The sequence below is a fragment of the Actinoplanes sp. GCM10030250 genome (assembly GCF_042666575.1).
Lineage (GTDB): Bacteria > Actinomycetota > Actinomycetes > Mycobacteriales > Micromonosporaceae > Actinoplanes.
Window position 1 is genome coordinate 129542 of sequence record NZ_JBHTDO010000004.1, and the last position, 18986, is coordinate 148527.

Here is an 18986-nt window from a genome sequence, read left to right on the forward strand (position 1 = left end):
GGTGTCACCACACCCTGACGGGTGCTGAAAGCGATCCGCGGCGGCCGGGACATCCCCGGCCGCCGCGCACCGGATCAGCCGCCGGCCATCGCACCGACGATGAGGTACGGCTCCTCGCCCTTCACCACCCGGTCGGGCAGCGGGGTGTCCGGCGACTCGTTGGAGAGGTCCTCCTCGCACGCGAAGAACCGCACCAGCGGCCGACGCTTACCGGTCTGCCGGTCCCGCATCGTTCCGACGAGCATCGGGAAGCGCTCCTCGATCGCGTCGATCACGCGCCGCTGGGTCACCTCGCCGCCGACCTCGACCTGGACCTCGCCGCTCACGTGCGCCAGGGTCCTCAGGTGCGGTGGGAGCACCACCCGGATCACGGCAGCACCTGGACTTCCACCGAGAGCACCGGCGGCAGGTCGCGGACGATCGCCGTCCAGCTGTCACCGCTGTCCGCGGACGCGTAGACCTGGCCGCCGCTGGTTCCGAAGTAGATCCCGCACTCGTCGAGGGTGTCCACCGCCATCGCGTCCCGGAGCACGTTCACGTAGCAGTGCTCCTGCGGCAGGCCCACAGTCAGCGGCTCCCACTGTTCGCCGCCGGTCCGGCTGCGGTAGACCCGCAGCTTGCCGTCCATCACGTAGTGCAGCGAGTCGCTGGTGATCGGTACGACGTAGAGCGTCTCCGGCTCGTGCGCGTGCACCGCGATCGGGAACCCGAAGTCGGTCGGCAGGTCACCGCTGATCTCCCGCCAGGTGTCACCCGCGTCGTCCGTACGCATGACGTCCCAGTGCTTCTGCATGAACAGCGTCTCGGGGCGGGACGGGTGCATGGCGAGCCGGTGCACGCAGTGCCCGACCTCGGCGCTCTGCTCCGGGATCCCCTGGGACTGCAGTCCCCGGTTGATCGGCTGCCAGGTGACGCCGCCGTCGTCGGTACGGAACGCCCCGGCCGCCGAGATCGCGACGAAGATGCGGTCCGGGTTCACCGGGTCGAGCAGGATGGTGTGCAGGCACATGCCACCGGCGCCGGGCTGCCATTTCGGGGCAGACGCGTGCGTACGCAAGCCGGTCAGTTCCTCCCACTTCTGGCCGCCGTCGCTCGACCGGTAGAGCGCCGCGTCCTCGACCCCCGCGTAGACGATGTCCGGGTCGGTGCGGGACGGCTCGAGGTGCCAGACCCGCTTGAACTCCCACGGGCGCGGTGTCCCGTCGTACCAGAGGTGGTCGCCGATCTCGCCCTGGTAGGCGAAGTCGTTGCCGACGGGCTCCCAGTTCTTCCCGCCGTCGTCCGAGCGCTGGATCAGCTGGCCGAACCAGCCGCCGGACTGCGACGCGTAGATCCGGTTCGGGTCGGCCGGCGAACCGTTGACGTGGTACATCTCCCAGCCGGCGAAGTGCGGGCCGTCGACGGTCCACTCCTGTCGTCTGCCGTCCGAGGTGAGGATGAAGGCGCCCTTGCGGGTGCCGACGAGCAGTCGAACTCCACTCACTTCCGCTCCCTCCGTTGCAAGTTTCCCGTTACAGGTGATACAGCCGTGTCAACGGCATCATCACCCATCCGGGCCTTCGCGTGGGGGATTAGGACTGATGTTCGACCGGACGGGTCAACCCTGCAACGCCCGGGCCATCTCGGCCTGCTCGGCGAGGACCTCGTTCATGCGGGACTGCACACTGTCCATCTTGCCGATCGTCTCGCTGGTGGTGTGGATGCCCGCGGCCACCGTCTCGGCGCTCGCCTGGATGCCGGCGATCTGGTCGGCGACCTTCTTGGTGGCCTCGGCGGTCTCCCGGGCCAGTTCCTTCACCTCGCCGGCGACCACCGCGAAGCCCTTGCCACTCTCCCCGGCCCGGGCGGCCTCGATGGTGGCGTTGAGGGCGAGCAGGTTCGTCTGCTCGGCGATCGACTCGATGATCTTGATGACGTCGCCGATGGCGGCCGACGCCTGACCCAGCGCGGCCACCTCCGCGGTCATCGCCGAGGCCCGGTCCACCGCCTGCTCCGCGACCGAGGTGGCGTCGCCGCTGGCATTGCGCAGCCGTTCGACGGTGTCCAGCAGGGCGCGGGCGTTGTCCGCCGCGCGCTCGGAGCCTCGCATCACGTCCAGCCGCTGCGAGACCAGCTGCTGCACGTTGCGCAGCGCGGCCGCCCGCGACTCGGAGAGGTCGATGTACTCGGTGGTGAAGAAGTCCATCGTGCCGACGATCCGGTCACCGCTCATGATCGGGAAGCAGACGCCGGAGCGCACCCCGGCCCGCTGTGCGGCGGGTGCGCGGACGCAGTCGGTCAGTTCGGCGAGGTCACGGACGAAGACCAGGTCCCTGGCCCGCCAGGCGCGACCGGAGAGGCCGGTTCCCTCGGCGAACGTGGCGGCCAGCGTGACCCGGCGGAACTCGTCACCCGCCGAGCCCGACTCGACCTGGAACTTCAGCACGTTCTCGTCCGGGTCGACCTCCCAGTACGAGCCGTACGCCCACCCGAACGCGGTGCGCACGCTGTCCAGGGCCATCCGGATCGCGACCTTGCTGTCCGACGCCGCGCCGAGCCGGGTGACCACGTCGGTGACCGCCGACCGGTCGTCGGCCACCTGGCGCAGCTCGGCCGCGGCGACGGCGCTCTCCCGGGAGCGCTCGGCGATCCGGCCGATGGCGGTGAACTTCTCCCGGCGAGGGGCGTCCAGGTAGAGCGGCTGCGCCGAGTAGTACTCGAGCACCGCGTGCACCTCGTTGCCCTTGACCACCGGCAGGACCACCGCACCGACCATGCCGGCCTTGAAAGCCGCCTGGCAGCGCCGGCAGTCACCGCACTCCTCGACCGACTCGACGTAGACCGGCTGACGGGAACGGAAGGCCTTGCCGATCACGCCGGTGTCGATCGGCAGCACACTGCCGCCGGTGACGGCTTTCAGGTGGGTGCTGATCGCACCGGCCTCGTGCACCAGGCGCAGCTGGCCGGCGCCCTCCGGGATCCAAACCGCGCCGTAGCCGAACGAATACGACTCGACGGTGCTGGCCACGGTGATCCGCCACGCGCTGGACTCGTCGACTGCCGACTCGAGCGCCAGCACCAGATCCTCCAGCGCCTCGATCTCGCGGGGCGTGGGACGGGAGGGTTCCGGGCTCGCCGGACGGGAACCGAACAACCGCACGCTGTCACTCCTCAACTCGCCGTATACCAGACACATCGGCCCGCGGGCGACGAGATTAAGCGTCCCGGCAATCAGGGGCGCAAGCGCCGATCGGCGGGCTGGGCGGGGGTCAGGCTCCGGTGAGCCGGAGGGCGGCCCAGAGGGCTGTCACCGCTGCGAGCAGACCCAGGGGTACGGTCAAAGCGCCCAGCCGCACGAAGTCCGAGGTTCGCGGCGCTTCGTCCCGGGCGTGCAGGATCCGCCGCCAGAGCAGGGTGGCGAGCGACCCGGCGTAGGTCAGGTTCGGCCCGATGTTGACGCCGATCAGCACCGCCAGCAGCAGGCCGGGTGACGACGACACCGCCGGGAGCAGCACCAGCGTGGCCGGCAGGTTGTTGAGCAGGTTGGCGAGGACCGCCGCGAGCACCGCCGCACCCAGCAGCCCGAGCAGGTCGGCGTGCCGCGGTACCAGGCCGTCCACCCACTCGCCCAGCCCGTTGGTCCGGACCGCGAGGACCACCACGCTGAGCGCGACCACGAACGCACAGAACGCCGGGTTCGCCTCGGTGAGCAGTTCGATCGGCCGGAGCGTACGGCGGCGCAGCAGCGGGACGGCGAGAGCGACGGCACCGAGGGCCGCGGTCCAGGCGGGTTCGACGCCGAGCGGGTGGAGGAGGGCGAACCCGGCCAGGGTGAGCGCCAGGACGGTCAGGGCGTAGCGGGGTGCCGGGCCGGGTTCGGCGGGGGCCGGCGCGGCGGGTTCGGCCAGGTCGGTGGCGAAGAAGAGCCGGAAGACCAGATATTCGACGGCGATCACGGCGAGCCAGGGTGCGGCCATCAGCGCGGCGAAACCGGCGAAGGTGAGGCCGCTGGCGGCGAACGCGAGCAGGTTCGTCAGGTTGGAGATCGGCAGCAGCAGGGACGCCGAGTTGGCGAGGTGGGTGCAGGCGTAGGCGTACGGACGGGGGCGGACACCGGCGCGCGCGGCGACGGCGAAGACGACCGGGGTGAGCAGGACGACAGTGGCGTCGAGGCTGAGTGCGGCGGTGGTCAGCGCGGCGGCACCGAAGACGGCGCCGAGCAGGCGTCGCGGGCTGCCCCGTCCGGTGCGGGCGACGACGGCACCCGCGTACTCGAAGACACCGTGCCGTTCCGATGCGAACGCCAGCACCAGGATCGCCGCCAGGAAGGCGACCGTGGGCGCGATTGCCCGTACCTCAGAAAGAGCCGCAGCCGGTGTGACCAGCCCCAGCAACACGGCAAGCAACGCCGCGGGCACCGCGGCGGCGGCCTCGGGAAGTCCCCGGGGCCGCGTCACCGCGAAGCTGAGCACGCCGCCCAGCAGACCCAGCGCCGTGATCATCGGCGCTTCCGGCACTGTCGACGCATGGCTCGCACGGCCGGGTCATGTGCCCGGAGGCGACGCCGCCCAACCCGCCCGGTGCCGGAGAACACCCTCCGCCGACTGCCGCAAACGCCCTCGCCGACCGCCGGAGAACAGCTCGTCCCGGCCGGGAACGCAAGCCCGGCCGGGACGAATCAGGTCATGTCAGGCGGAGATCCTCCGCCAGGGTCGGCTCAGGTCAGGCGGGGACGTCCTCGGTCGGGAGTTCGGCCAGTGGCCGCAGTCGCAACTTGGTGATGGCCCGGCCGGTGATCTCCACGACCTCGGCGGTGTGCCCGTCGATCGCCACGGTCTCCCCCGGCGCCGTCGGGATGTGACCCAGCCGGGCGAGGACCAGGCCCGCCACGGTCGTGTAGTCGCCCGCGTCGAGCTCCTCGACGTCGACACCGATGTCCGGCAGGTCGTGGATCGGGAAGGTGCCGGGCAGCAGCATCGCGCCGTCCTCCTCCCGGATCACCGACTGGACGTCGCGGTCGGTCTCGTCGTAGATCTCGCCCACGATCTCCTCGACCAGGTCCTCCATCGTGACGATGCCGTCGATCGCACCGCGCTCGTCCACCACCATCGCGAACTGCTGACGTTGGACGCGCAGCTGGCGCATGGCGTCGGACACCTTCAGCGTCTCCGGCAGGAAGAGCGGCGTGAACATGTGGTCCCGGACCGGGCCGGCGGCGCCGATCAGGTCCCGCAGGTGCACCACGCCGAGCACGTCGTCGAGGCCCATCGGACCGGTGACGGGCGCTCGCGAGTGGCCCTCGGCGACCAGCCGGTCCAAGGCCTCGGGCGCGGGTGTGTCGGCCGGCAGGACCAGCACGTCGCGGCGCGGCACCAGGATCTCCCGCAGGATCCGGTCGGCGATCTCGAACGCACCGCTGATGATGGTCCGCTGCTCGGCAGTGATGTCCTGCTGCTGCGCGACCATGTCGCGGATCTCCTCGGTGCTGACCTCCTCGCGACCCGCGTCGGGGTCACCGCCGGTGATCCGGACCACCAGGTCGGTGGACTTGCCGAGCAGCCAGTTCACCGGGCGCGAAAGGGTCGCCAGCACGTCGAGCGGGCGGGCGACGAGCATCGCCCAGCCCTCGGCGCGCTGCATGGCGATCCGTTTCGGCGCCAGCTCACCGATGACCAGGGTGAAGAACGTCAGGACCATGGTGACCAGCACGATCGAGGCCGGTTCCGCGGCGGTGCCGAGGAAGCCGAGCGGCTTGATGAGCGGCTGGGCGAGAGAGACCGCCGCGGCGGCCGAGGCGAGGAAACCCGCCAGTGTGATGCCGATCTGAATGGTGGCCAGGAACCTGTTCGGGTCCCGGGCCAGCTTGGCGAGTGTCCGGCCGGTGCGGGACTGCCGCTCCAGCCTCTGCAGCTGGCTCTCCCGGAGCGAGATGAGAGCCATCTCGCTTCCGGAGAAAGCCGCGTTGAGCAGCACAAGCACTACGACGAGGACAACTTGCCACCCGTATCCGCCCACGGCGGAAATCAACCCCTTCGCTGTTGGAGATGCGAAGTTCCGAGACTACCCAGGAAACCTGGGAGCCATTCTCAGGGAGGCCCGTGCTCTCATCACGATGTGTCCGGGTCAGTCGCGACGTGCCTGAGTCAGTCGCGAGGTGCCTTCGCCTGTGCGGCGGCGTCCCGGCCGGCGCGGTAGCCGAACACCACGGCGGGCGCGATCGTCGAGCCCGGACCGGGATAGGTGCGGCCCATCACCGAGGCGGTGGTGTTGCCCGCGGCGTAGAGCCCGGCGACCCCCACCACCCGGCCCTCGGCGTCGGTGAGCAGGCCACCCTTGGTGCCGAGGTCACCGGGGACCAGCTGCACGGCGGTGAACGGGCCCTTCTCGAGCGGGCCCAGGTTCGGGTTCGGCTTGACCGTGGGGTCGCCGTAGTAGTTGTCGTAGACCGTACGGCCGCGGCCGAAGTCCTCGTCGACACCGCTGCGGGCGAAGCCGTTGAACCGGTCGACGGTGGCGCGCAGCCGGGCGGGGTCCATCTCGCACGCGGTGGCGAGCTCCTCGACGGTCGCGGCGGAGCGGACGATGCCCGCCTCGCGCAGCTTCTTGGTGCCCTGCAGGAAGGCGTTGAACAGGTACCGCCGGCGGTGCCGCACGTCGAGGACGAGCCACGACGGGATGGCCGGAACGGTCCGGTTCCGCTCCAGGATGGCGTGCCCGAAGTCGATGTAGCTGGCCGACTCGTTGGTGAACCGGTCACCCGCCGAGTCCACCACGATGGAGTACGGCATCGACCGCTCGGAGAGCACGAACTGGTGGTGGTCCCCGCCCGGCAGCGGCACCGAGGCACCCCACCAGGCGTCGTCCATCAGCTCCAGGCGCGCGCCGGCCTCCGCCGCGATCCGGATCGGCTCACCGAGGTCACCCTCGGCCGCCGAGCTGAAGCCCGGTACGCCGTGATGCTCCTTGCGCCAGGCGGTGTTGTGCGCGAACCCGCCACCGCCCAGGATCACGCCTCCGACGGCACGGATGCGGGTCGTCGTACCCCCGGCGGTGGTGACCTCGGCACCGATGACCGCGCCCGTCTCGTCCTTGACCAGGCCCGTCAGTGGTGTGTTGAGCGAAAGCTCGACGCCTTGGCGGAGAAGGATCGTGAGCATGCTCGCGGTGAGCGCCGAGCCCAGACCGAAGAGCCGCTTGCCGCGGACAAGACCGAATATCGTACGGAAAACGAAGCGCGCGCCACGAACGAAGCCGTCCGGAGTGGACCAGGCACGGGAGAGCAGCCAGACGTCGTCGGTCTTCAGCGGAGCGGGCAGGCTGTCCCGGCCGCGGAACGTCGCGTACCAGTCGCCGAGCCTCTTCGTGTCGAACGGTTCGACCTCGATGCCGCGCCCGACCATGCCACCGGGGCGGTCGGGGTAGTAGTCCGGGTAGTCCTTGGAGGCGACCCACCGCACGCCGAGGCGCTCCAGCAGCGCGTACACCTCGGGAATCGTCTCGACGAAGGCCCGGCGCCGCTCCGGTGAGCTGGCCGGCCCCGCCTCGCCGATCGCGGCTTCCAGGTAGGTGAGCGCCTTCTCCACCGAGTCGTCACCGCCGTGCTTGCGGATCAGCGGGTTGGTCGGCATCCACAGACCGCCGCCGCTGAGCGCCGTGGTGCCGCCCCACTTCCCGGTGCTCTCCACGATCAGCACGCTCGCACCGGAATCCGCGGCGGCGATCGCGGCGCTCATGCCGGCCGCTCCACTGCCCACCACCAGCACGTCAACTTCGCGATCCCAAGTCTGGGTCATGACACCTCTCCTAGCCGCTCGGCTATGCGGCAAGGTAGCCGATCGGCTAGGGAGCGACAAGGTCTCGCTAGGATCTGCCGGTGATTGGTAGCGCGAGGGACCGGGTTCTGCGAGCCGCTCTGGATCTCTTCGGCGAACACGGCGTCAGCGGCACGTCGCTGCAGATGATCGCGGACGAGCTCGGTGTCACGAAGGCGGCCGTCTACCACCAGTTCCCCACCAAGGACGAGATCGTCCTCGCCGTGATCGACCCCGCCCTGGCCCGGCTCGAACCGATCGCCGAGGCCGCCGAGCGCCGCCGCACCCCCGCCGCCCGCCGCCGCGTCGTGCTCGCCGGCGTCGTAGACATGGTCGTCGAGTACCGGCGGCTCTCCCGGGTGCTCAGCTTCGACCCGGTGGTGAGCCGCCTCGTCCGGCAACACCCCGCCATGACCACCGTCAACCGTCTGGTCACGCTGCTCACCGGCACCGACCCGGACGGCGCCACCCGCGTCGACGTGGCGATGGTCGCCGGCGGCCTCGTGCTGGCCGGCACCGAGAACGCCCTCACCGACCTCGACGACGAGACGCTGCGCCGCCACCTGCTCACGACCGCCGCGCGAACCTTACGGGTGAGGTTGTCGGACGGCTGACGGACAGCCCGCACAAAGAGGCGTTGACTGCGGAACATGCCGCTGAAGAGATACGGCGTGCTACGCGCCGCCGTCATAGACCGCCGGATCGAGACCACCGACACGCCGCACTACCAGATCCATCTGCGCGCCGCCGGTGTCGATTACCGGGCGGCCGTAAACGTACGGTCACAGCAGTCCCCACCGGACCTGCTGTACCTGGGACTGGACCGGTTCCAGCATCCGGTCACCGACAAACTCCGCGACCTGCCCGACGGCTTCAACGAGCTGGAGAGCCGGTCCGGCGGAACCGCCCTCGACTACATCCGCGGAAACCTGTTCCAGCGCGAGCAGATGCGCCCGGTACCCACCGCCGCACCCGGCCCGGAGAACGACCTCGGCGACTTCCTCGACCACTACGTCCAGCGCGCCCTCGGCGATCCGGGTGCCCGCGCCTACGTGTTCGGCGAGGCCTGGGGCCCCGAACAGAACAAACCCGACAAGATTTTCGGCTTCGCCCCCGGCAACGGCGTCCACGACGTCCACATGAACCAGGGCAACGCGGGCCAGTTCGCCGGCGACAACGGCGTACACCAGGACGGCGCCCTGCTCCTGCACTTCCCCGCCGCCGACGACTGGGTGGCCGTCTTCCTGGCCTTCCAGTCCCAGGTCTTCCACACCGACGACATCACCGGTCACCCACTGTCGACAGTGCCCCACCCCGGCCCCGGCCCTGGCCCTTCTGAGCCCGACCATCTGATCCGGATCGTCGCCGCCCTGGTCAACCCGGTCGGCCCGGCACCGGAACCGGAGACGGTCACGCTGCTCAACGCGTCACCCGCGGAGATCGATCTGACCGGGTGGTCACTGGTGTCGCCGACTACGCAGCCGGTGTCCCGCCAGCCGCTGGAGGGACGCCTCGGTGCGGGCGCGATCGTGCAGGTCCATCTCACGCCGCCGGCCGCTCTGGGGAACCGCGGCGGAACGCTCACGCTGCTGGACGCCGACGGCCTCAAGGTGGACGGCGTCGCCTGGACCGCCGACCAGGGCCGCCGAGAAGGCTGGACCGTCGTCTTCTGATTCATGGCTAACGGGTGCGCCCACCAACGCTCGGCGGCATCTATTCACCGCAGTGACTGGATGATAACGGGACAAAGCGGGAAGCGCGGAAGCGCAACCACCCACTTCAGCCCGGCGCCGGCGCTACGACCGGAAGTGGTCACCTGATCGCTGCGAAAAGGCGGGACTGAACACGACCGTACAAAATGATTGAAATGATTGAAAGCGGTCACCCATGCGAATAGCGCCGCCACCACCGCAAAGCGCCGCCACCACCGAACCGCGCCACCACCGAACCGCGCCACCACCGAACCCGACACCGCCGAGCCCGACACCGCCGAGCCCGCTACTAAATCGGCTCCGCTTCGAGGAGGAAACGGGAACCGCCCGCCGGATCAGGCTCGTAATGGACGTCGCCGTGATTGGCGCGGGCCAGACTACGGACGATGTAGAGCCCCAGCCCAGTCCCCCGCACCGTCCCCGCATCTCGCTCAGCACGGGCGAGACGGTCGAAAAGGCGGGGACGGAACTCCTCAGGAACCCCCGGCCCGCCATCCTGAACGCACACCGTCAAGAAGGAACCGGACGACTCGACGCAAACAGCAGAGGCACCGCCGGCGTATTTCGTGGCGTTGGAGAGCAGATTCACCATGATCTGCTGGAAGTGCCCGGGGTGAAAGAGGATCCGCGCATCGGCACCGCGGACCGGCAGGTGACCGTTTCCGGTCGCCTTCAATGCCTGTCCGATCTCGGTGTGGACGCTGATCTCCTGGCGGACCGCGCTGATGTTGCCGGCGTCGATGGTCACCATGGCGAGCACCTCGCGGACGATGTCGTCGAGTTGCTGGGCCTGACGCCCGATCACGGCTACGGCGCGGCCGTGCGGTGAGTCCTCGGCCAGGTCTTCGGCGAGCAGGTCGCTGTAGCCGAGGATGGCGGAGAGCGGGTTGCTGATCTCGTGGCCGAGCATGCCGATGAGGTCGAGTTTGAGCTGGTTGGCCTCCTCGAGTTCGGCGTTGCGCTCGGCGAGGGCGGCAGCGGCCAGGTCGCGGGCACTTTCGGCGGCGCGGCGGGCGGAGACGTCGGTGGCGACGACGATCAGGTGTTTGGGGCGGCCGTTGGTGTCGCGGACCAGGGAGACGGTGGCTTCGATGCCGACCCAGTGGCCGTCGGCGTGGCGGATGCGGGCGTCGTGGATGTAGGACTCGGCCTCGCCGGCGAAGAGCTGGGCGATCTGCCGCTGGGCGTGGATCCGGTCGTCGACGCTGAGTAGTTCTTGGTCGATGTTGCGCCCGGCCAGTTCGTCGGGGCGGCGGCCGACCATCGCGGCGAAGGCGTTGTTGACCGCGATGAGGGTGCCGTCGAGCGCACGGATGACCTGCCCGGCCGCGGAGTGGGTGAACTGGGCGCGGAAGCGCTGCTCCTTGACCGCGAGGGCCTGCTCGGCGGTGCGGGCAGCGGTCACGTCCGTGTTGACCTCCAGCACCTCGGCCTCAAAGAACCCGGAATTGGAGTCCGGCCGGTGAACGACCTGGCGGCTGAGCACCGTAACGGTACGGCCGGACGCCGTGAGCCGCTGCAACTGCCCTTCCCAGCGCCCCTCCGCCGCCAAGGCACGCTCCTGCGCGAGCACGGAAGCGTCAGCCGGACCGAGCAGCCGATGGGTGACAGTCCCGCGGGCGGCTTCGAGCGACCACCCGTACAGCTCCTGGGCCCCCTTGTTCCACCAGCGGATCCGGCCGTCGAGGCTGCGGATGATCACCGCCGCCGGGATCAGTTCCAGCAGCTTCGCCTGCTGGTGCAGGCGGGCGTTGGCGGCACGCTGCGCGGTCACATCCTCAACCTGGACCATGACGTACGAGGGAGCCACCACAGCAACCCGCACGGATACCCAGATGGTGTGCCCGTCCTTGTGCAGGTACCGCTTCTCCGCACGAACCGACTCAGTCCCACCGGCGAGCATCTCCCGCAGCGTGAGCTCGGTCGCCTCCACGTCCTCCGGGTGCTGCAGGTCCTGGAAGCTCATCCTGGTGAGTTCCGCGGTGGTGTAGCCGGTGATCGCGGACATCGCCGGGTTGACCTGGAGGTAGCGCCCGTACGAGCCGGGGTCGATGCTCGCCACGATCAGGCCGAGCGGCGAGTTCTCGAAGGTGAGCCGGAACCGGGTCTCGCTGGCTTCGAGGGCGGCGAGCGCCCCGGTCCGCTGGGCGAGCAGGGCCGCGTTTCGCGCGTAGTCGTCGGCGTGCATCAGCGCGGAGGTGAGGCTGGTGGCTAGCAGTTCGAGCTGGTGGGCGTCGGCGGCGTCGAACGCGCCGGGCGTGCCGCTGGCCACCTTGAGCACGCCGATGGTCTCGCCGGCCTGATGCAGCGGCGTGATACACATCGATCGGATCCCGGCCGCGCGGCAGGCGTCCCGGTTCACCCGGGGGTCGGTCTCGGTGTCGGTGCAGCGTACGGCGGTCCGCCCGGCGATCGCGATGCCGCTGAGCGAGCCGTGTGCGGAGATTCGCAGGCCGGCGTGCGATGCCAGGGTCCCGGCGACGGCTTCGTAGACGAGGTTCTCGCCGTCCTCGTCGAGCAGTTCGACGACGGCTCCGGTGGCGGCCGGGAATCCGATGATCGCCTGCTCGGCGACCACTGCCAGGGCCGCGTCCCGGTCGTACGCGACAGCGGTGACCGCCCGCTGCGCCTCGATCGTCGACAGCAGCGCACTGGTCTGCCGGGCGGCCCGTTCCGCCGCCGCCCGCTGCTGCGCGGCGTCACGCAGGAACGCGTAGAAATGCCGCTCGCCCGTCACCGCGTGCCGCAGCCGTTCGAGTTCCGCCCGCTCCCGGGCGTCGAGAGCGCAGGTCTCCGTACTGTGCACCGTCACCACCGCTCCCCAAAAGCTTCCGGCAAAGCGAATCGGCAGCCTTCCCCGGTAACTGAGGCGGTACCGAGGAACCGAGCCGGGAACGAGGCGAAACAGAGGCGGGATCGAGGCGAAACAGAGGCGGGATCGAGGCGAAACAGAGGTGGAGCCGGGGTTCAACTCTCGGCGCCGGCGCGGAACACCCCGTCCAGCATCAAGTCGACGGCACGGTCCGCCGCCGCCCGGGCCGCCGCAAGATCGTCGGTGCCCTCGGCGACTCCCTGCACCATCGCGAAGAGCAGGGCCAGGTCCTCGGGCACCAGGTCGGCCCGGACGTAGCCGTGCTCTCTCGCGTACCTCATCGGGCCGGTGACCGCGGCGATCGCACGCCGCCGGTATCGCTCCTGGGTGGCCGGGTCGAGCCGGCGCACGAGGCTGACCAGCCCGCGCATGGCGATCTGGGTGTGCAGGACCTCGCAGAGCAGGCTGCGGAAGTGGGCGGGCTGGCCGGCGTGCACCGCGACGAGCGCCTCCAGGCGGTCCAGCTGGTAGGTGATCACGGCGGCGGTGAGCGCGTGCCGGTCGGCGAAGTGGCGGTAGAGGGTGGCCTGGCCGACCCCGGCGCGGCGGGCGATCTCCGGCATCAGGGCGACGGCCCCGCCGTGGGTGAGCACCTCGCTGGCGGCTTCGAGGATGGCCGCACGGTTGCGCAGGGCGTCACGGCGACGTGCGGTCGGGGTCCCGTACAGCACCTGCCACCCCCTTTGCTACCGACGAGTTACGTTACTTGCCGGTAACGAGAATGTCACCATCGTCGAATTCTCAGAACCGCACCCGATCAGATCGAACGGGGAGCGCCGGGCCCGGAGCCGAGGAGATCTAATCCGGACGCCGGCCAGGCACGGAGGCCCGGCCGACGGCGGGCGGCGACATCGGATGCGCCGATCTCGGCCCGGCCCCGAACCCGTCCCCCTCGACACCATCGGCCGGAGCGATCACCGGAGCCGGAGCCGGTGCGGCCCGCCCCCTGACGATCAACAGCAGCCCCACCAGTAGCCCCAGCCCCAGCACCACCCCGCCACCGATCCAAGGGCCCCACGGCCGCCCCGCATCACCACCCGGAGCCTCCACCACCGTCTCGCCCGTGAACGCCAGCTCCTCCGTCTCCACCCGCACCCCCACTCGGGCGGGCAGTTCCGCGGGCGTCGGGAAGCGCACCAGATAACGCCCGCTCAGCGTCGTCTCCACCTGATCCAGAGCGGGCACCACCACCGGATCCCCGGCCGGCGCGAAGAACCCACCGGTGCCCGCCGCCGCCCCCGACCAATAGCCGGCAGCGGCAGCCGTGCCGACGACCACCAGGATGGTCCCGCTCGCCCGGTATCGCGCCGCGACCTGCTCCGCGCTGGACCCGCCCGCGTCGGCAGCCGTCGTGTAGAGGACGACGACCCGCCGGCCGTCCGCCGCCTCCGGGAACTGATCCGCGGCGAGATCGAGCGCGGCCGCGGTGTCCCGCTCCCCGCCGGCCCGGACCCCGTCGAGCGCGCGGACGACACCCGACGCGCCACGCTGCGGTTCGGTGATCGCCGCGGCGGGCGCCCGGTCGGGGATCACCACGGACCGGGTACCGGAGGGCGCGCCGAGGACGAACCGGGCGGCCGCACTGAGCCAGGCGGGCAGGGTGGCCGCGCCGGCCGACGAGGCGTCCACCACGAGCGTGACAGCCAGCCCGTCCGCGACCACCGGCTCGAGGCGCGCGCTCCGGGCCACCCCGTCGTGGGTGACGGTCACGGCCTCCGTCCCACCCGGCGGTCCGGCCCCGAGATCAACCACGACCGTCGTCTCACCCCCGGCCACCATCGAGGCCACCACCGGAAGCGGAACCGGCGCGGGCAACGCCGAAAACGCCGACAAACCCACCAGGATGCCCGCGGCCCTAGACCGGATCGGCGTACGCGATGACATTGTCGCGATAGCTCCCTCTGCTCCGATCGAAGCCCCCACCGCACGTCACCAGCCGCAACGTCGCGTCGAGGGTCGGCGCGTACACCAGTTCGGTGGGAAACTCGTCCTTGGGCACCCGCGAGATCCGGCCGATCCGAAACGTCACCGTGCTGCCGTCCCCCCGTTCGACGTGCACCAGCGTCCCCACCCGCGCCCCGGCCAGCCCGGCGAACACACCCGGCCCCGACTTCGAGTCGACATGACCGAGAATCACCGCCGGCCCGGGCTGCCCCGGACGCGGACCACCCGAGAACCACCCGGCCACATCGGGATCAGCGGGCACCGCGACCGCACCGTCGGCCTGCACCCCGAGACGATCCAGCCGGCTCTCCACCCGCAGCTCAGGGATCCGCAACCGCACCGGGACAGCAACCGCCGCATAGTCAGCGTCCGATCGGAACCGGTCAGCAACTATCGGCCCGCCCGCTGCCGCCGGCCGATCCGGCTGCGTTCCGGAAACCCGCTCCGCGCCGGCCAGACCGAAAATCACCATCAAGAGCAGCGAGCAGACGTACGCCCACCGCACGCCGCCCATCTCAGCGCTCGCCGCGAGCGAGTCCGCCGTACCCCGTCTGTGCCCCTCCGCGCGGTAAGCGCGACGCCACGCTCGCACCGAAGGCGTCCGCCAGGTCCCGGGCCAGGTCGAACCCGTGCTCGTAGGTCGAGTAAGCGATGTCGTGCGCCGCCGCGTAGTCCTTGGCCGCGTACGCGTCCGCGTGCCGCAGCAGCATGTCGTCGTGCCCGGCGAAGGCCGCGGCCAGTTGCGGCGTGGTCATCCGCGCACCGGTCGCCCCGCTCAGGAACGTGGCGATCTCCCCCTCGTACTCCTTCAGCTTGGACCGCACCCGGTCGCGCCGCTCGTTGTCACCCGCCGCCGTCGCCCCGCCGTACGCCACGAGCTGCTCCACGTGATAGCCCCACAACCGCTGGAAGCGCCGCGCGGTCGTCGTGCCGAACAGGCTGTCCATGGCGGCCGTCAGGTCCCGGGTGTTCGCGTTGATCATGCGGGCGGCCGCGTCGAAGTCGGGGGTGTTCGCGACCGCGGCCCGGGTCACCTCGCCGACCAGCACGACGTGTTCGGCGAGCAGTTTGCCCAGCTGGGAGCGCAGGCGCCAGACCGGTTCGCGCAGCGCCGGGCGATCCCGGGCGGGCAGCAGCGAGTCGGCCAGGGTGAGGCCGAGGTCGTACATGTGGCGGTAGCCCTCGCGGTAGGCGCGGTCGGCGGTCAGGTAGTCCTGCGCGGCGTACGCGTCGGCCTGCTCGGTGAGGTGCTCGACGTGCATGGCCAGGGCGTGGTGCGCGGCGGACGGGCTGAGCCGGCCGTGGGACTGTCCGGCCAGGAACGCGCTGAGCTCACCCTCGTACTCGATCAGCTCCTCGCGGGCGTGCTCCCGGGCGGCGTCGTCGTGGGCGGCCAGCGCGCTCGCGTAGGCCACCAGCTCGACGACGTGTTCCGCCCACATCGGACTGAACTCGTTGACCATGTCCTCGCCGAACAGCTGGGCCATCAGGTCGGTCATCGCGTCGGTGTTCTTGCCGAGGGCGGCGTTGGCGGCCTGGACGAAGTCGTCGTCGCCACGGATCCGGCTGCGCATGAGACCGGCCGCGAGAACCGAGTGCTGACCGAGGAGCGCCTGCAGGCGTACGGCAAGATCTGCCGGATCGGCGGGAGCGGACCACCGCACGGTGACCACAGCCTGGTCCTCGCCTGTCGCCCGCGCCGCCGGAGGCGAGGGCGAGACGGCCAGCAGGAGTGCGCAGAGAACCGGGATCGACCGGCGTGAAGTCCGCATGTCGCCTCTTCGCCGCAGCGTCCGCAAAGGAGATCCAACGCGGCCGACGTTACGCCGATCGTCCGAAGCGTGGGAGACCCGAGCACAACCGGAAAGCCGACAGTTACTGTTTGCTTGCTTGCAGTAATGTCGGTGAGGTTGCTGACGAGGGCTTTCCCTGCCAGGTGCAAGTCGTTCGAGGTGCAGACATTCGAGGTGACGGCATGACGCCTCCGGGAGAGATCATCTCCGGGCGCTACCGCATCATCCGGCCGCTCGCCGCCGGCGGGATGAGCCGGATCTGGCTCGCCGCCGACGACGCGGCGAAAGGCGCCCCCCTGGTCGTTGTCAAACAGTGCACCGTCCCCGAAGGACTCGCCCCCGCCCAGCGCGAGATCGTGCGGCGATGTGCGCTGCCGGAGGCGCGGGCCGCCGCCCGGGTGCGGCATCCCAACGTCATCCGCACCCTCGATGTGCTGCCCGACGACGACGGCCCGTGGATCATCATGGAATACCTGCCGTCCCGGTCGCTCCAGGAGGTCGTGGAGGAGTCCGGCGCCCTCCCACCGGACCGGGTCGCCGCGATCGGCCTGGCCGTCCTGTCCGCGCTGGCGGCGGCGCGCCGGGCCGGGCTGCTGCACCTCGACGTCAAACCCGGCAACGTGCTGATCGCCGACGACGGCCGGGTCGTGCTGACCGATTTCGGTCCCGCGGTCACCCCCGAGGCCGTCGAGACCCTCACCGACGCCGGCGTGGTGCTCGGCTCACCCAAGTACATCGCCCCGGAACGCCTCTTCGACCGGGTCTCCGCCGAGCAGTCCGACCTCTGGTCGCTCGGCGCCACCCTCTACCACGCCGTGGAGGGCCGCCCACCGTTCGTCCGCGAGACCACCTCCGCGATCCTGCGCGCCCTGGCCGACAGCCGCCCCGACCCACCGCGCCGCGCCGGCCCCCTGACGCCGGTACTCACCGGCCTGCTGCTGCGCGATCCCGCCGACCGTCTCACCGCCGGCCAGGTGCGCGCCCACCTGCACCGCATCGCCAGAACCGGCCAGCCGGCACGATCCCGGGCGCGCACAGTGCTGCGCCGCCGGCTCTCCGCCATCGCCGCCGCGTTCACCCTCTTCGCCATGCTCACGGCCCTCAGCGCCAGTGCCGACGGCAACCCCTCTTCGCGTACGCCTGAATCAGTCGCCGTCCCGGTCCCCGCCTCCGCCGCCCTCGCCGCCCTGCCCCCCGGTTTCGCCTGGTGGCAGGACCCGAGCGGCTTCCGGGTCGCGCTGCCCCGCGGCTGGCGGGCGACCACCGGCCCGGGCGACTCCGTCGTCTTCACCGGCGCCCAGGGCGGTCCGGTCCTGACCGTCAGCCGACGACCGGAGCAACCGCCGGACGTGGTCACCGCCCTGCTCGCCGAAGAGCAGAAGGTGCGGCTCCCCGCCTACCGGCGCCTGCGTATCGAAGCGCTTCCCACACCATCGGGCGCCATCTGGGAATACACCTTCCGCGCCGGCGACGTGACCATGCGCGGCCTTCACCGGGTGGCCGGCGGCTATCTGCTGGAGTGGAGCACCGCCCGCACCGCCTGGGCCGACGGCCTGCCCCGGCTCACCGTCATCCTCACCACGTTCAGCCCGATGCGCGGAATGGGATCTTGAATTCATGGTGAAGTAAATTCGCATTGATACTGTACGTCAATAAACCGCAACGCTGCGCCAATACATGCGCCGGGTGATTTCACCATCACCAATCGTCACTTGGTCTGGTCAGGCGGCATGTGCCGGTTCGTTACCAGCAAGTATTTATGCCGAATCGATAAATTACGCGGAGTATTTGCAGCGGGGCGTCTGCTGAGCGAGTACTTTAATCGACCACAGCTGGGTCCCTCTTCTGATCGTCCACTGCCTGGAGCGCTGGAGAGGCGACCCCCTCACATAGGAGCACCATGCCCAAAAACGAATCAGGAGACGTCACGGCACGGCTGGACGAGCACCAGCGAACCGAACGCCTCCTCCGCTATTACCAGCGCGCCTCGATCTTTCTCGTTGTCACCGGAATGATCAAAGGTTTGATCGGAATCGCCATGCAACCCGCCGAAGAGATCATTTGGTGGGCGAATCTTGGCCAGCTTCTGCTCTGCGCGCTGGCAGCCCTGTGGATTGCCGCGCCTTACCGGCGGCGCATTCGCAAGGCGTTGACGCGGATTTTCGAAATCCTCCCGGAAAAGCCCTGACAGCTCACTTCACGAGCCGGCGACCGAGCACTCCGTCGAACGAACGAAGAGGTGACTTTCGTGCAGCAGAAGACGCCGCCGTCGACCCAGCCGACCTTCGAGTCCTTCTATCAGGAAAGTTTCGCCGGGGTGGTCGGCCTCCTGCTCCGCCTCGGGGCTGACCCGCACGAGGCGGAGGACGCGACCCAGACCGCCATGATCGCTCTGATGTCGCGCTGGGACAGCGTCCATGACCCGGCACCATGGGTCCGCGTCGTCGCCAAGAACACCTGGCTGCGGTCGGTCAGCCGGGCGCGCGGCACGATCCCCGCGGGATCCGCGGCAGACGTCGCCGAGACTGTCCCCTCGGACGCCGCAGAGAACCCCGAGACGCGGCACTCGTCCAGCCTGGAGCAGCGGGCGGCGCTGGGACTGCTGCGCACGTTGCCGCTGGCCCAGCGGGAGGTCCTGGCACTGACATTCGACGGTCTCCAACCCTCGGAGATAGCGGCGGTGACCGGCAAACCGGCGAAGATCGTGCGCTCCAACCTGACCCACGCCCGGCGCCGGCTACGCCATCGGATCACCGATTCACCCGCACCGGTAGCTGGATCCGCCGCTCCGATCGAACTCTTTGCCTGGAGCGCGGAGCGGCGGATCCCCTCAAGGTGCGAGCAGCACCCCGTCAATGGCCGCGAGGCGTGAGAC

At 70.2% G+C, this 18986-nt stretch carries 16 protein-coding genes; 5 read left to right on the top strand and 11 right to left on the bottom strand.

Annotation, left to right across the window (positions count from 1 at the left end; genetic code table 11):
* Nucleotides 1-74 precede the first annotated feature (74 nt).
* The 6 genes from ACFQV6_RS08515 to ACFQV6_RS08540 all read right to left on the bottom strand — a co-directional run bounded on the left by ACFQV6_RS08515 (nt 75) and on the right by ACFQV6_RS08540 (nt 7772).
* Nucleotides 75-371: a MoaD/ThiS family protein gene (locus ACFQV6_RS08515; RefSeq protein ID WP_378026806.1), complete on the bottom strand. Its 297-nt coding sequence runs from the start codon at nt 369-371 to the stop codon at nt 75-77.
* Nucleotides 368-1483 (bottom strand): WD40/YVTN/BNR-like repeat-containing protein, encoded by a 1116-nt coding sequence (locus ACFQV6_RS08520; RefSeq protein ID WP_378026807.1) that lies wholly within the window; start codon nt 1481-1483, stop codon nt 368-370. Before ACFQV6_RS08520 ends, ACFQV6_RS08515 begins: the two co-directional genes overlap by 4 nt.
* A gap of 114 nt (nt 1484-1597) precedes the next feature.
* Complete coding sequence (locus ACFQV6_RS08525) at nt 1598-3139, bottom strand: methyl-accepting chemotaxis protein (RefSeq protein ID WP_378026808.1); 1542 nt, start codon at nt 3137-3139, stop codon at nt 1598-1600.
* A gap of 109 nt (nt 3140-3248) precedes the next feature.
* Nucleotides 3249-4481, bottom strand: coding sequence for an SLC13 family permease (locus tag ACFQV6_RS08530; protein WP_378026809.1), 1233 nt, complete (start codon nt 4479-4481; stop codon nt 3249-3251).
* 220 nt (nt 4482-4701) lie between these two features.
* Nucleotides 4702-5994, bottom strand: a complete 1293-nt coding sequence (locus ACFQV6_RS08535; protein WP_378026810.1) for a hemolysin family protein — start codon at nt 5992-5994, stop codon at nt 4702-4704.
* A 128-nt stretch (nt 5995-6122) separates the two neighbouring features.
* Nucleotides 6123-7772: an FAD-dependent oxidoreductase gene (locus ACFQV6_RS08540; RefSeq protein ID WP_378026811.1), complete on the bottom strand. Its 1650-nt coding sequence runs from the start codon at nt 7770-7772 to the stop codon at nt 6123-6125.
* 80 nt (nt 7773-7852) lie between these two features.
* On the opposite strand from ACFQV6_RS08540, the gene ACFQV6_RS08545 reads away from it, so the two are divergent.
* Together ACFQV6_RS08545 and ACFQV6_RS08550 are read left to right on the top strand one after the other, a co-directional pair.
* Complete coding sequence (locus tag ACFQV6_RS08545) at nt 7853-8404, top strand: TetR/AcrR family transcriptional regulator (protein ID WP_378026812.1); 552 nt, start codon at nt 7853-7855, stop codon at nt 8402-8404.
* 36 nt (nt 8405-8440) lie between these two features.
* Entirely contained in the window at nt 8441-9463 is a 1023-nt protein-coding gene (locus ACFQV6_RS08550) for a DUF2278 family protein (protein ID WP_378026813.1), read from the top strand.
* 328 nt (nt 9464-9791) lie between these two features.
* Here ACFQV6_RS08550 and ACFQV6_RS08555 read toward each other — a convergent pair whose 3' ends face one another.
* From ACFQV6_RS08555 to ACFQV6_RS08575, 5 genes are all read right to left on the bottom strand, one after another.
* Nucleotides 9792-12314: a PAS domain S-box protein gene (locus tag ACFQV6_RS08555; RefSeq protein WP_378026814.1), complete on the bottom strand. Its 2523-nt coding sequence runs from the start codon at nt 12312-12314 to the stop codon at nt 9792-9794.
* Nucleotides 12315-12469: 155 nt separating this feature from the next.
* Complete coding sequence (locus ACFQV6_RS08560; protein WP_378026815.1) at nt 12470-13045, bottom strand: TetR family transcriptional regulator; 576 nt, start codon at nt 13043-13045, stop codon at nt 12470-12472.
* A gap of 127 nt (nt 13046-13172) precedes the next feature.
* Complete coding sequence (locus tag ACFQV6_RS08565; RefSeq protein ID WP_378026816.1) at nt 13173-14207, bottom strand: VWA domain-containing protein; 1035 nt, start codon at nt 14205-14207, stop codon at nt 13173-13175.
* Between the two features lie 22 nt (nt 14208-14229).
* Complete coding sequence (locus tag ACFQV6_RS08570; protein WP_378026817.1) at nt 14230-14823, bottom strand: class F sortase; 594 nt, start codon at nt 14821-14823, stop codon at nt 14230-14232.
* A gap of 10 nt (nt 14824-14833) precedes the next feature.
* Nucleotides 14834-16090 (bottom strand): hypothetical protein, encoded by a 1257-nt coding sequence (locus tag ACFQV6_RS08575; RefSeq protein ID WP_378026818.1) that lies wholly within the window; start codon nt 16088-16090, stop codon nt 14834-14836.
* A 203-nt stretch (nt 16091-16293) separates the two neighbouring features.
* Here ACFQV6_RS08575 and ACFQV6_RS08580 point away from each other — a divergent pair, with 203 nt between their 5' ends.
* The 3 genes from ACFQV6_RS08580 (at nt 16294) to ACFQV6_RS08590 (ending at nt 18983) form a co-directional block, all read left to right on the top strand.
* Entirely contained in the window at nt 16294-17724 is a 1431-nt protein-coding gene (locus tag ACFQV6_RS08580) for a serine/threonine-protein kinase (protein ID WP_378026819.1), read from the top strand.
* A 287-nt stretch (nt 17725-18011) separates the two neighbouring features.
* Nucleotides 18012-18299 carry a hypothetical protein gene (locus ACFQV6_RS08585; protein ID WP_378026820.1) on the top strand — a complete coding sequence of 96 codons (288 nt, stop codon included), beginning with the start codon at nt 18012-18014 and terminating at the stop codon, nt 18297-18299.
* Nucleotides 18300-18359: 60 nt separating this feature from the next.
* The gene (locus ACFQV6_RS08590; protein WP_378026821.1) at nt 18360-18983 is read left to right on the top strand and encodes an RNA polymerase sigma factor; all 624 of its coding nucleotides are present in this window, start codon (nt 18360-18362) and stop codon (nt 18981-18983) included.
* Nucleotides 18984-18986 lie beyond the last annotated feature (3 nt).

Bases quoted from the DNA above. Each gene is read 5' to 3' on its own strand.
- ACFQV6_RS08540 (WP_378026811.1), bottom strand. From the start codon at position 7,772: ATGACCCAGACTTGGGATCGCGAAGTTGACGTGCTGGTGGTGGGCAGT.
- ACFQV6_RS08580 (WP_378026819.1), top strand. From the start codon at position 16,294: ATGACGCCTCCGGGAGAGATCATCTCCGGGCGCTACCGCATCATCCGG.
- ACFQV6_RS08575 (WP_378026818.1), bottom strand. From the start codon at position 16,090: ATGCGGACTTCACGCCGGTCGATCCCGGTTCTCTGCGCACTCCTGCTG.
- ACFQV6_RS08550 (WP_378026813.1), top strand. From the start codon at position 8,441: ATGCCGCTGAAGAGATACGGCGTGCTACGCGCCGCCGTCATAGACCGC.
- ACFQV6_RS08530 (WP_378026809.1), bottom strand. From the start codon at position 4,481: ATGATCACGGCGCTGGGTCTGCTGGGCGGCGTGCTCAGCTTCGCGGTG.
- ACFQV6_RS08585 (WP_378026820.1), top strand. From the start codon at position 18,012: ATGCCCAAAAACGAATCAGGAGACGTCACGGCACGGCTGGACGAGCAC.